The sequence below is a fragment of the Alphaproteobacteria bacterium genome (assembly GCA_033344895.1).
Lineage (GTDB): Bacteria > Pseudomonadota > Alphaproteobacteria > UBA8366 > Aestuariispiraceae > Pacificispira.
Map to the genome: position 1 here is coordinate 3,304,025 of JAWPMN010000001.1, position 13,134 is coordinate 3,317,158.

General features: G+C 61.4%; 12 protein-coding genes. 6 read left to right on the forward strand and 6 right to left on the reverse strand.

Annotated elements, in window-relative coordinates; genetic code table 11:
- Position 1: 1 nt before the first annotated feature.
- The 3 genes from R8L07_15895 (at position 2) to R8L07_15905 (ending at position 3,258) form a co-directional block, all read left to right on the forward strand.
- A complete protein-coding gene (locus R8L07_15895) occupies positions 2-946 on the forward strand; it encodes a GDP-L-fucose synthase (protein MDW3207020.1) in 945 nt (314 codons plus the stop codon).
- A 3-nt stretch (positions 947-949) separates the two neighbouring features.
- Positions 950-2,326, forward strand: coding sequence for an SLC13 family permease (locus tag R8L07_15900; protein ID MDW3207021.1), 1,377 nt, complete (start codon positions 950-952; stop codon positions 2,324-2,326).
- 101 nt (positions 2,327-2,427) lie between these two features.
- Complete coding sequence (locus R8L07_15905) at positions 2,428-3,258, forward strand: universal stress protein (GenBank protein MDW3207022.1); 831 nt, start codon at positions 2,428-2,430, stop codon at positions 3,256-3,258.
- A gap of 26 nt (positions 3,259-3,284) precedes the next feature.
- On the opposite strand, the gene R8L07_15910 is transcribed toward R8L07_15905, so the two are convergent.
- The 6 genes from R8L07_15910 to R8L07_15935 all read right to left on the reverse strand — a co-directional run bounded on the left by R8L07_15910 (position 3,285) and on the right by R8L07_15935 (position 10,182).
- Positions 3,285-4,352, reverse strand: a complete 1,068-nt coding sequence (locus R8L07_15910; GenBank protein ID MDW3207023.1) for a TAXI family TRAP transporter solute-binding subunit — start codon at positions 4,350-4,352, stop codon at positions 3,285-3,287.
- 57 nt (positions 4,353-4,409) lie between these two features.
- A complete protein-coding gene (locus tag R8L07_15915) occupies positions 4,410-5,429 on the reverse strand; it encodes a 2-dehydropantoate 2-reductase (protein MDW3207024.1) in 1,020 nt (339 codons plus the stop codon).
- A gap of 154 nt (positions 5,430-5,583) precedes the next feature.
- Positions 5,584-6,363 (reverse strand): amino acid ABC transporter ATP-binding protein, encoded by a 780-nt coding sequence (locus R8L07_15920; protein MDW3207025.1) that lies wholly within the window; start codon positions 6,361-6,363, stop codon positions 5,584-5,586.
- A gap of 24 nt (positions 6,364-6,387) precedes the next feature.
- Positions 6,388-7,767, reverse strand: a complete 1,380-nt coding sequence (locus R8L07_15925; GenBank protein ID MDW3207026.1) for an amino acid ABC transporter permease — start codon at positions 7,765-7,767, stop codon at positions 6,388-6,390.
- 10 nt (positions 7,768-7,777) lie between these two features.
- Positions 7,778-8,971 (reverse strand): ABC transporter permease subunit, encoded by a 1,194-nt coding sequence (locus R8L07_15930; protein ID MDW3207027.1) that lies wholly within the window; start codon positions 8,969-8,971, stop codon positions 7,778-7,780.
- Positions 8,972-9,165: 194 nt separating this feature from the next.
- On the reverse strand, positions 9,166-10,182 hold the full coding sequence (locus R8L07_15935) for an amino acid ABC transporter substrate-binding protein (protein MDW3207028.1): 1,017 nt from the start codon (positions 10,180-10,182) through the stop codon (positions 9,166-9,168).
- A 426-nt stretch (positions 10,183-10,608) separates the two neighbouring features.
- On the opposite strand from R8L07_15935, the gene R8L07_15940 reads away from it, so the two are divergent.
- The 3 genes from R8L07_15940 (at position 10,609) to R8L07_15950 (ending at position 13,085) form a co-directional block, all read left to right on the forward strand.
- Positions 10,609-11,016 carry a hypothetical protein gene (locus R8L07_15940; protein MDW3207029.1) on the forward strand — a complete coding sequence of 136 codons (408 nt, stop codon included), beginning with the start codon at positions 10,609-10,611 and terminating at the stop codon, positions 11,014-11,016.
- Positions 11,017-11,129: 113 nt separating this feature from the next.
- Positions 11,130-11,759, forward strand: a complete 630-nt coding sequence (locus R8L07_15945; protein ID MDW3207030.1) for a flavin reductase family protein — start codon at positions 11,130-11,132, stop codon at positions 11,757-11,759.
- Between the two features lie 18 nt (positions 11,760-11,777).
- The gene (locus tag R8L07_15950) at positions 11,778-13,085 is read left to right on the forward strand and encodes a FecR family protein (GenBank protein ID MDW3207031.1); all 1,308 of its coding nucleotides are present in this window, start codon (positions 11,778-11,780) and stop codon (positions 13,083-13,085) included.
- The last annotated feature ends 49 nt before the right edge of the window (positions 13,086-13,134 follow it).

Below are 13,134 nucleotides of genomic sequence, written 5' to 3' on the forward strand. Positions count from 1 at the left end.
GTTGGACCGGTCCGAACCGATATTCGTCGCGGGCCATCGCGGCCTGGTCGGCTCCGCGGTCTGCCGGGCGCTGGAGGCGGCGGGCTACACCAATCTGATCACGCGTCGCTCCGCCGAACTGGATCTGCGTGATCAGGCGGCAGTCCGGGACTTTTTCCGCGCCGAAAGACCGCGGCATGTGGTCTGCGCCGCGGCGAAGGTCGGCGGAATCGTTGCCAACAACGATTATCCCGGCACCTTCATCCACGACAATCTGGCGATCCAGACAAACGTCATCGAATCCTGCCGCGAGACCGGCGTGGACAAGCTTATCTATCTGGGCTCGACCTGCATCTATCCGAAACACGCGCCGCAGCCGATCAAGGAAGAGCATCTGTTGACCGGTCCGCTGGAGCCGACCAACGAGGCTTATGCGGTAGCCAAGATCGCCGGTCTGATGATGTGCCGCGCCTATGCCAAACAGTACGGCATGAAGTCGGTCACCCTGATGGCGACCAATCTCTACGGCCCCGGGGACAATTTCGACCTTGAGAAGAGCCACGTCATCCCGGCACTGATGCGCAAGGCGCACGAGGCGAAACTGGCGGGTGCCGACACGATGACGATTTGGGGCAGCGGTACGCCGTTGCGTGAATTCCTGCATGTCGACGATATGGCCAATGCCGCGCGGTTCTGCCTGGAGAACGACGTCCCGTACGACATGGTCAATGTCGGTTCCGGTGAAGAACTGCCCATCGCGGAACTGGCATCTCTTATCCGGGATGTCGTCGGTTTTGAAGGCACGCTGGTCTTTGACAAGACCAAGCCCGATGGCACCCCGCGCAAGCTTGCGGATTCCAGCCGTCTGCGCGGACTTGGCTGGGCGCCGCAGGTGGCGTTGCGCGACGGACTGGCGGAAACCTATCGGTGGTTTCTGGGGTCGACGGACGCCAGACTGTCGGTCTAGGCAATGTCCGGGCTGGCCAGGCCGACGGCACTGCTCGCGCTGGCGGGTCTGACCTCGGCCGCCCTGGTTGCCTTCCTGGACCCGCTGGGGCTGGGCCCGTCCGTGGCGCCGGTCGCCGGCCTGATCGTCGGGACGATCACGCTCTATGCCACGGGCGTAACCTCCGAACATGTCACGGCACTTCTGTTCTTCACCATAGCGATGGTGTTCGCCATCGCTCCGGCTTCGCTGATCTTCTCCGGTTTCGCCAGCAAGGCGTTCTGGTTGGTTCTGTCCGGCCTTATCCTCGGCGCGGCGATCAACCAGACAGGACTGGGTGCCCGGGTGGCGCGGGCGTTGGCGCGCCTGTTTCCGCCGACATATGGCGGCTTGCTGGCCGGACTGGTCTTCGTTGCCATGACCATCGCCTTCTTCATGCCTTCCAGCATGGGTCGGGTGGTGCTGCTGATGCCCATCGCGCTGGCGCTGGCGGACCGCTACGGGCTGCGCGAGGGGCGGATCGGCCGGGTCGGGGTGGCACTGACGACCGGTTTCGCCTGTTTCAACCCGCCGAACGGCATTCTGCCGGCGACCGTACCGAACATGGTCTTCGTCGGGGCGGTGGAGAAGCAATACGGGATCGCGCCGCTCTATGGCGAATGGTTGCTGCTGCACTTCCCGTTTCTCGGCCTCTTCAAGGCGGCGGTGATCTGCGCGGTCGCCTGGTACCTTTTCCGCGATCGGGTGGAAATCGATAGCAGCGATATCGAAACCGCACCGATGAGTGCGCCCGAAAAGCGATTGGCCGTCATTCTGATCTGCGTGCTGGTCGGATGGGCCACCGATGTCCTGCACGGCGTGTCGCCGGCCTGGATCGGTCTGACTGCCGCGTCAGCCTGCCTGCTGCCGGGGATCGGTGTGCTCGGCAATGACGCCTTCAAGCAGGTCAATGTCGGCCTCGTCATCTATGTCGCAGGCATCCTGGCTCTGGGCGCCCTGATCGCGGATAGCGGCCTGGGGGCACAGTTGGGGGCCGCGATGGCGGAGATCCTGCCGCTGGCCGAAGGGGAGGGATTGCTGAATTACTATTCCCTTGCTCTGGGCGGCGGGGTGATTTCGCTGGTGACGACCATGCCGGGCCTCCCCGCCGTGATGGTGCCGCTGGTCGAACCCCTGCGTGAGGCCTCCGGCCTGCCGCTCGAAACCTCCCTTGCTGCAGTGGTTCTGTCCTATTCGACCACGTTGCTGCCCTATCAGGCACCGCCCATCATTCTGGCCATCGCGCTGGGCGGGGCACGGCTTTCCGACGCCACGAAGCTGGTGCTTCTCGTGGCGGCGCTCAGCTTTGCCGTCCTGCTGCCGTTGAACTTCCTCTGGTGGCGCGTCCTCGGCATGATTTAAGGCATTTTGGGGGAATTGAGGGACATCAAGGCGGCGACCGCTCCTTCGGCGTATTATGTCTTAGGCTGATCAACCGGCCGGATACGAAAAGGAGCACGCAGATGAGCCTTAAACGCATTCTGGTTCACTATGACGGTACCGAGCGTGGTGACCGCGCGCTGAGCGCGGCGCTGCAATTCGCGGAGGCGCAGGACGCCCATCTGATCGGCTGTGCCATCGAGATGGAGCCACGCATTCCAACCTATGCCGCGGCGCAGATCCCTGCCGATGTCGTGGACGCGCTGATTCAGGAGCAACACCGGCTCGTTGCCGATGCTCGGTCCAAATTCGAAGGCAAAGTCCAGGCCGCGGGTCGCCAGGACCGATCGGAGTTCGTGGAGGGGCGAGGGGATATGGTTCAGGTCCTGTGCCGAGTCGGCCGGGGCTGCGACCTGATCGTCGTCGGGCAGGCGAAGCCGGATGAAGAGCCGGCGGAAATAGAGGAATTGCCGGACAATCTGGTTCTGGCCGCCGGCCGCCCGGTCCTGATCATTCCGTATATCGGGCAGAAAAAACCGGCAGGAGGACATGTCCTGTTGTGCTGGACCAATACCCGAGAGGCGGCACGCGCAATGGCGGATGCTTTGCCGCTGTTCAATTCGGCTTCTGAGGTAACCATTCTGACTGCCGGTCTGGATACGCCCACGGATGAATATATCGGCGACGATCCGGCGCGGTATCTGTCGGCACATGGCGTCCGAACAGAAATCCGGCGGTCGACATCGGCGGGAATCGACGCCGGGACCGCGATCCTGAACGAGGCGTCGGATATTGGTGCGGATCTGATCGTGATGGGGGCCTATGGCCATTCCAGGCTGCGTGAGACCATCATGGGCGGTGCGACGCGCACGGTTCTGAGGGGGATGATCGCACCGGTTCTGATGTCCCACTGATCCGCAGGTGTGTCGGCGGGCGGGGTTCAGCCGGTTCGCGACACTTCGCTGTAATAGGCCGCGGCGCCCGGATGGGGCGGAATGAGGCCCTGGGGCTGGCCCTCCCCTATGGTGGGGAACCGATGGCCGGGATTGTTCAGGTTGAACACGTCGGCGGTACTGCTCTGCCACAAGGCCTGCGTGATCGCCCGGATCAACTCGGCATCCATGCTTTCCCGCACGACCCAGTGAACACCCAGTTTTGCTGTGTCCGCCTCCTCCGTGCCGCGATAGGCCCCGATCGGTATGCGGCCGTTCTTCAGGAATGGGAAGAAGGGTTTCAGCGTCTCCATCGTCAGGGGATCGATGGGCAGCAGCCGGATATCGATCTCGTCCGTCAGTTCGACAACCGCGTCGATCGGATAGGCCCCCATGTCGAAGAACGCATCGATCTCGCCACTGATCAAGCGATCTGCGGCCGGTCCCGGGCCCAGCCGGACGGGGTGGATCTCGGTCATGTTCAGGCCATTGGCCCGCAGCAGAACGTCGACGATCCGGTCGGTGCCGGATCCGTTCGGACCGACGGACACGACCTTGTCATGCAGGTCGCGGATCGACCGGATACCGGAATCGGCCCGGACCACAGCATGAAGCGAGACCGGTATCAGATCGGCGATTACCCGAAGGTCGGGCACGCCGCGACCGTCTGAAAACGGACCGCCCCCCTTGTAAGCCCAGTAGGCGATGTCGGCATAGACGAGGGCGGATTCCAGCTCGTTGTTGCGCAGATCGCGGATGCTGGGGATCGACCCTTCGCGCGATTGCGCGACCGCAATCAGCCCGGGCACGCCGCAGACGCCGCCTTCGTCACACGGGCTGCTGCCCGGCGGGCGACTGATCCCGGCGGATATCGCCGTGCCTAGACTGTAGAGGGTTTCCGATGGTGGGCCGGTACCGATGCGAAAGAAGGTCAGCGCCTCCCGGCTTTCCGCTTCAGCCAGTCCCGGTACTGCCGCGCAGGCAAAACCGGCGAGGCCGCTTGCCAATACCTGACGCCGATCCGGCAATGCACAGCGCATGCCGGGGCTCGGGCGCAGGCTGGGCTTTGAGGCCATGGCCGAATTCCTTGTCTGGAGTGACCCTGAATTTTTAAGCCTTGAAGGCGACCGACGTCAAATCCCGGTCTGTTGAAGCGGCTTCAATCCGGGAGGTGTCGCGTAGCAACCGGCCAGTTCCGCCTTCAGCTTCGTCAATGCGTAGACAGTCCGCATGGTTTCCGATGGTGTGCCGACCATGTCCGCGATTTCGATTGCCGCGCCCAGGATGGCTTCCAACTCGATTGGCCGTCCCCGGTCTATATCCTGCAGCATGGACGTGCGAAACGCGCCGAGCTTTGCCGCCCCCTCAAGCCGCTTGTCGATGCTGAGCGGCATGGTCAGCCCCAAGCCGGTCGAACACAGGGTCTCGAACTCTGCCATCATGCGGCGCCCGACGTCGCGCACGTTACTATCGGCAGTCAGTTCCGCCATCGTGCCGCCGATGATTACGGAAATCGGGTTTGCCCAAAGATTGCCCATCAGTTTGTTCATGACCTCCGCCCGGATGTTCGGTGTGACCGGCGCTGGGATGCCGGATGTTTCGAACAATTCGGCGACATCGGTGAGGAAACCCGTGTCGTCACCGGACGCACCACCGATTACCAGCTTTCGCACCCCGGCGCTGACGACCGTGTACGGCGCCTGAATCTCGGCTGCCAGATAGACGGCACAGCCGATGATGCACGCCGGGTCGAAGGTCCTTGCCAGGGTACCGGTCGGATCGACACGGTGCAGGACGCGCCCGTCCAGTTCGCCGCCGATCCCCTGAAAGAACCACCAGGGGACCCCGTTGATGGCGGTCAGAATTCGGGTTTTCGGTCCGACCAGCGGTTGGATGGCGGGTAACGCCCCTTCGATCTGATGCGCCTTGACGGCAATCACGACAAGGTCCTGATGGCCATGACCGGCGGGATCGTCCGTCACACGCGGCGCCACCGTGAAGCGCTGATCCCCCTCATCGAAGGCGATACCCCCGTCGCGGATCTTCGCCAGGGTTTCCCCTCTGGCAACCAGCAACGGATCGCAACCGGATTTGGCCAGCAGGGCGCCCAGCATGCCGCCGATCGCCCCGGCGCCGACTATCGCAATGCGCATTCGATACTCCCCCAACTCGATTCCTTGCCCGGCGCTTTTACCCGGCAAGCAGGGAAAAGAAAACGGGCGCTGCCGATCCCGTCAGCAGCGCCCGTTTCCGCTGAGGTTCATCCCGACGATGCGGCGATGACCTCCCCCCCTAAACGTGGACCGATCAGTGGTTCAGAATCTGGCTCAGGAACAGCTTGGTCCGGTCGTTCTGCGGATTGGTGAAGAACTCTTCCGGTTCGTTCTCCTCGATGATCTCGCCGCCATCCATGAAGATGACGCGGTCGGCGACCTTGCGGGCGAAACCCATTTCGTGCGTCACGCACAGCATGGTCATGCCGGTCTTGGCGAGGTCGATCATCGTGTCCAGAACCTCCGAGATCATCTCGGGGTCGAGCGCCGATGTCGGCTCATCGAACAGCATGATGCGCGGGTTCATGCACAGCGAGCGCGCAATGGCCACGCGCTGCTGCTGACCGCCGGAAAGCTGGCCCGGGTATTTGTGGGCCTGTTCCGGGATCTTCACCTTGTTGAGGAAGTGCATCGCGGTTTCTTCCGCTTCCTGCTTCGGCGTCTTGCGTACCCAGATCGGGGCAAGTGTGCAGTTTTCCAGCACGGTCAGGTGCGGGAACAGGTTGAAGTGCTGAAACACCATCCCGACCTCGCGACGGATCGCGTCGATATTCTTCAGGTCGTTCGTCAGTTCGATCCCATCGACGATGATCTGGCCCTGCTGGTGTTCCTCCAGCCGGTTGATGCAGCGGATCATCGTGGACTTGCCGGACCCGGACGGGCCGCAGATGACGATCCGTTCGCCGCGCGGAACGGTCAGGTTGATGTTCTTCAGCACATGGAACTCGCCGTACCACTTGTGCATCTGGTTGATCTGGATCGCCACCTCATCGGTGTTGACCATGCTTTCAGCTTTTCCAGCGACGTCGCTCATGACGGTTTTCCTTTATTCGCAATCTTATCGTTTGTGGCCGGTATGGAGTTTCCGCTCGAGATAGAGCGAATACCGCGACATGCCGAAACACGAGACGAAGAAGAACAGGGCCACGAAGATGTAGACTTCGGTGGACAGGCCGTTCCAGGCCGGGTCCGAAATGGCCGTCTTGCCGACCCCAAGGATATCGAGCAGCCCGATGATCAGCACCAGTGTCGTATCCTTGTAGAGGCCGATGAAGGTGTTCACGATCCCGGGGATCGAGACCTTCAGGGCCTGCGGCAGGATGATCAGGCGCATGGTCTGCCAATACTTTAGGCCCATCGCATCGGCGGCTTCGAACTGGCCCTTCGGCAGCGATTGCAGACCGCCGCGAATGACCTCCGCCATGTAGGCGGATGCGAACAGCGTCACCATGATCAGCACCCGCAGCAGCAGATCGAAATCCGTACCGGGCGGCAGGAAATAGCTGAGCATGGTCGATGCCACGAACAGCAGCGTGATCAGCGGGACGCCGCGGATGAACTCGATGAACATGATGCACAGCGTCTTGATCGCCGGCAGGTTGGAATACCGGCCGAGAGCCAGGACGATGCCGATCGGCAGGGACAGCGTGATGCCGGTGACCCCGATGATGATCGTCAGCAGAACACCGCCGAACAGGTGGGTGTCCACCGGTTCGAAGATGTAGATGTCCGATGCCGAGTTCGTCAGGCCGATCGCATCCGGAAGTGCAATCCAGAGAGCGTCGGACAGGAACAGGGCCACGAGGACAAATCCCGCCGGCACAATCCCGACCACCTGGGCAAGGGCGTTGCCCGTGCGCCGGCCATAGACGGTCAGCGCAACGGCCGCCGCGAAGATGACCAGCCAGGTTACCGGACCGGAAATGCCTTCGGAGAGATGCATGCTCTCGACGGAAATCGGTCCGACGATCAGCAGCACCGCCAGCAGCGGATAGATCAGGGAGAAGACGATCAGCTTTTCCCGGTAGGGCACCTTGTCGAACAGGACCGGGGCCAGGGCCACGAACAGCAGCACGAAGGCCAGGTTCGGGCGCCAGCGCTCTTCTTCGGGATAGAACCCATAGGTGAAGACCGAAATCCGCTCGTCGATGAACGCCCAGCAGGCGCCCGTCGCGATCTCCCGGCATTCGGCACGGGACGAGCCCTCGAATGCCGCATTGAAGAAGAAGTAGTCCAGGATCCCCGGAACCATCAGGTACAGCAGGTAGACCGCGACGATCGTCAGGATCGTATTGGTCACGCTGCCAAACAGATTGTCCTTGGCCCATTTCACGGGGCCGACAAGGTTGCGGGGCGGCGGCAGATCAGGATGTTCACCGGGCTTGTATTCCGGCGGGCTGGTCTGCATCGGCTCGTAGGATTGCGTCGTAATGCTCATCTCTGACCTCCTACCGCTCGATCAGCTTGATACGTTTGTTGTACCAGTTCATGAACGATGAAATGGCCAGCGAGATGGTGAGATAGATCGCCATCAGCAGCAGCATGCATTCCATTTCGCGGCCGGTCTGGTTCAGCGTGATGCCGCCCAGGGTGGCCGTGACGTCCATGTAACCGATGGCGATCGCCAGCGACGAGTTCTTCGTCAGGTTCAGATACTGGCTGGTCAGCGGCGGCACGATGACCCGCAGCGCCTGCGGGATAACCACCAGCTGAAGCGTACGATTGCTTCGCAGACCCAGAGCCCCGGCGGCTTCCGTCTGGCCGTAGTTGACCGCCAGAATGCCCGCGCGGACGATTTCGGCGATGAAGGCCGAGGTGTAGAGCGCCAGCGCCAGCGTCAGAGCCATCAGTTCCGGCTTGACGGTCACACCGCCCTTGAAGTTGAAGCCCTTCAGTTCCGGAATGCTCCATTCGATCGGCATGCCGGTGACCAGGAACACGACGATCGGTGCGCCGATCACAAGGCCCAGTGACACCCACAGGACCGGCAGGATCTTGCCCGTCTCGTCCTGGACCTTCTTAGCATGGCGCTTGTAGATCACCGCGCCGACAATGCCGGCGACGAAGACGAAGGCGCTTGCCCAGAACAAGGGTTCGAAGGTCGGGCTCGGCATGTTGATGCCGCGGTTCGAGAAGAAGAACGTCTCTGCGATGTCCCCCGCCTGTTTCGGATGCGGCAGCGTGTGCACGACGAAACCGTGCATCAGCAGGATCCACAGCAGGACCGGAACGTTCCGGACCACCTCGACATAGCAGTAGACCATCTTGTTCATCAGCAGGTTCTTGCTAAGCCGCAGAACCCCGAGAACGAACCCGACGATCGTCGCCAGAAAGACACCGCAGATGGCGACGGCGAAGGTGTTCATCACCCCCACGACCGCCGCGCGAAGGTGCGAACTGCGCGACGAATATTCGATGAACGTCTGGTTGATGTCGTAGCTGGACGGTTCGAGAAGGAAGGCGAAGCCCAGATCCTTACCAATCCGCTCCAGGTTGATGGCGGCGTTCCGAGCCAGATAGAAGACGGCTGCGAACACCACCGCGATGGTGAAGATCTGGATGATTACCTGCCGTGCCTCCCGATTGTACCAGAGGCTGAGCAGGCCGGCGCTTTGCCGATCCGAGTCAGCTACAGCGGACATGATATAGATACTCCCCGAGCGTTAACACTTACGGTCCCCCAAATTTCTGTAAGGGCTGGGCCCAGTCGAGGGCAGGGGCAATCCCGTAAAATAATCGGGATATGGTCTGCCCGGAAAATCGACAAACGCATGGAAAATTGAAATTAAAGAAGATCGGGGCGGCACTTGCGTGCCGCCCCGACATTCATTCGGTCTTAGCGGATCGGCGGGGCGTAGAGGATGCCGCCGTCTTTCCACTGAGCGTTCAGACCACGCTCGAGGCCGATTTCGGTGTTCGGACCGATGTTACGGTCGAAGATCTCACCATAGTTGCCGACGGCCTTGATCACGCGCTTGGCCCATTCGTTGTCCAGGCCGATCATTTCGCCGTAGTTGCCTTCGGCGCCCAGAATACGAGCAACCGTCGGGTTCGGCGGATTGGCAGCCATTTCGTCAACGTTGGCCGAGGTGATGCCGTACTCTTCGGCTTCGATGATGGCATTCAGAACCCAGCGGTTCACGTCCGCCCAGTCGTCATCGCCCTGACGGACCGCCGGACCCAGCGGTTCTTTGGAGATGATTTCCGGCAGAATGATGTGGTTCTTCGGATCATCGAAGGTGGCGCGGCTGGCAGCCAGGCCCGAGGCATCCGTCGTGTAAACGTCGCAGCGGCCGGCCAGGTAGTTCGTGCGCGCTTCTTCGTTGGTTTCGATCGGAACCGGCTCATAGGACATGCCCGTGGCACGGAAGTAGTCGGCCAGGTTCAGTTCGGTCGTCGTACCGGTCTGAATGCAGACCGACGCACCGTCCAGTTCCTTCGCCGAGCTGACGCCCAGGTCCTTGCTGACCATGAAGCCCTGACCATCGTAGTAGTTGACGCCCAGGAACGTCAGCTTCAGGTCGGCGTCACGGCTCATCGTGATCGTCGTGTTGCGGTACAGGACATCGCCTTCGCCGGCGTTCAGCGCGGTGAAGCGCGTCTTACCGGTCGTCGGAACGAATTTGACCTTCATCCCGTCGCCCAGAACCGCGGCGGCAACGCCACGGCAGAAGTCGACGTCGAAGCCGTTCCACTTACCGCTTTCATCCGTGTAGGCGAAACCGACGAGACCCGTGGTGACGATGCAGTTCAGCTCGCCACGCGCCTTAACGTCGTCCAGCGTGGCCGCGTTGGCGATCGTCGCCGACATAGCCATAGCCGCACCTGCGACCAGGATCGATTTGAGTTTCATTGTGTTACTGTCCCCTATGCTTTGGTTGATGCCAGTAAATACCGGTCAAGCAGCCTGCTCAGGCCCTCTAGCGCTCCCAAACGGCTGCTGTCGCAGCTCTTTTCTGGTTTGGCGACATTGAATATTTCAAATCCCTATGGATTTTGCAAACCCTGTCGCCGACCTCCCGTTAGACCCGCCGTTTTCGCGGTTCCAGTCGTGCCGACTTGGAACAAGAGGCAAAACGTCGCGTCCTTGGAGGAAACACTGGCAGCTATTTCCAGTGACCGCCAGCACTTTTTTGACAGAAGTTTTACGCGTATTCGGTGCAGGCCCGGGACACCGGTTCCTGCTGCTTTCTCATGGACTTGGCGCTGATGCCTGTGCGAAACTCGTCGCCTTGAAGGCGCGGCTTGCGGCGAAAATCTGGATGCGAGGACAATTTAAATGGCCGAAATCAGCGATACGAATGTAATCCGTTTTGGCGAGATCGATCTGTCAGATGGCAGACGGGCGGATCTTATCGACGATATGGCCCTGCCGTTTCTGGACCTGGCTGAAAAGATCGAGGCAGCGAAGATTAACGGTGCCTCCGAAGAGAGCTGGCGTGCGATCTTTGAGACGAACCTGTTTCTGTGGCGGTTCATCGCCAATTTCCTGCCGCGCCATTTCGACGACAAGGTTTCCAACGATACCTCCGAACTGCTGTCCAAGATCAGCACCTTCATGACCAAGGTGACGGTCGCGATGTCGGAGGAGGGCGAAAAGGATGCGGCCCTTCTGGACAAGGTGATCAAGCTCAACCTGAACATGTGCGACCAGATTCTGGCCATGCGGGGCGACAAGGGCGAATAGGCCGCCGATGGGGCGCACCGGTCCGGCAAATCTCGCGACGGGACTCGATCCGGACAGCCAAGTCTTCTATGTCTGGGCATTCGCCTTCGACGCAAACCGATATGGGCTGGTACATGTTCTATAAAGCATCCGAACCGCATGGCATGAAGCACAACCCTTTCAACGGGCTGGTCGTGCCCCGGCCGATCGGTTGGATCTCCAGCATGGACAAGGACGGCAACGTCAACCTGGCGCCCTATTCCTTCTTCAACGCCGTGTCCTACCACCCGCCCCAGGTGATGTTCTGTGCCACCAGTCCGCACACCAATGATGACGGACCAAAGGATTCCGTGCGCAACATCATCGAGACCGGTGAGTTCGTGCATAACATGGCGACCTGGCCCCTGCGTGAGGCGGTCAACAAGACATCCGTCGCGGCGCCGCATGGTGTCGATGAGTTCGAAGTGGCCGGGCTGACGAAGGCGCCCGCGGAGATGGTTGCGCCGCCGCGCGTCAAGGAGAGCCCCATCCACCTGGAGTGCAAGCTGGTCCAGGTCGTGGACCTTCCCGCAAGCCAGGAGAATGGCTCCAATACCGTGATTTTCGGCGAAGTAGTGGGAATCCACATTTCGGACGACGTGATCGTCGATGGCATGGTCGACATTCATAAGGTCGACGCGATCTCCCGACTCGGGTATCGCGATTATGCCCGCGTGACCGACGTCTTCACGATGAACCGTCCCGACTGGCCAATTCAGGAATAGGTTCGAGCCTTCGATGAGATGACCCGACTGAGTCCGCTATTCGCACTGGTGGTTGCCGTTGCCCTGCCGTCGGGCGCGCAGGCACAGGACGAAGTGCAGGCCGGTGTGTCCGCCGCCGTGCGCGGCAACGTACAGCTGGCGCGCGGAGACTCCGTCGTCGGGCAGCGCCTGGGCAGCGGAGAGCCGATCTATCTGAGGGATCAGATAACCGCCGGGACCGATTCCGGCATGCAGATCCTGCTGCTCGACGAGACGGTGTTCACGATCGGTCCGAACAGCGAGATGACCATCGACGAGTTCGTGTACGATCCCGCTACCGGCGCCGGCCAGGTCGCGGCCTCGGTCACCAAGGGCGTGTTTCGTTTCGTGACCGGGCAGGTGGCGCAGAACGACCCTGACAAGATGTCGGTCAAGACCCCCCTCGGGACGATCGGCATCCGCGGCACCATCGCAGGAGGATCGGTGTCGCCGGAGCGGACGGAAATCGTCCTGCTGGGGCCGGGCATCAACAACAATACGACTGAACGCTCCGGCGCCATCACCGTTTCAAATGCGCAGGGCAGCGTCGAGATCGAACGAACCGGTTTTGGCACGGTACTCCTGCCCGAAGCCCCGCCATCCCCACCGGCGGCCAGCAGCAATGCCTTTCTGCAAGGGCTCCGTTCGGGCACGCAGGGCAATGCGTCTGCCACGCAGGACGGGTCCGCACAACAAGGCGGCAATGGCGGCAGCGCGACGACCAACATGACGGGTGCGCCCGCAGCGACCGGTCAGAGCCGCAGTGCCGCCTTTCAGTCCTCCGTTACAATCGGGCAGACCCTGGCCAGCGGCGCGCCCGATGGCAGCGACAGTGACCCCGTCAGTTCCGGCATCGGCGAAATCAATACGATTGCCGAACTCAACGGCAGCAGCGGGCAGTTCCATTTCAATGATGCCGGCAACCTCAGCGACGGTGGCTCGTATATCATCGCAGTCGACATCAACTTCTCGTCCCGATCGATCGGCGGCGGTAACAGCGCCGTGTCGATTTCGCCGAGCAGTTTTTCCGGCGGCAGTTTTTCGATCCTGTCCAACGACTTTTCGACCGGGCGTGACGGCCAGGCCGTTTTCGATGGTCAGAACAACATTACCTTCGCCTGCGGCGGCGACACCTGCAATGGGGCGGTCGTCATGAAGTTCCGCAACTTCAACGATACAGTTGCCGGCGCCATGGACCATGAGGTCACGGTCACCAACACGAATCAGAGCAAGACCGTCTCGGGGAGCGATACGGATGTGACGCGTGGCAGCGGTGCGACAGTGGGCACCAGCGGCAGTCTCGATTAAGGGGACCCTAAGGCTTCAGACGGCTGAACCGGCTGGAAACGCGAAGTCG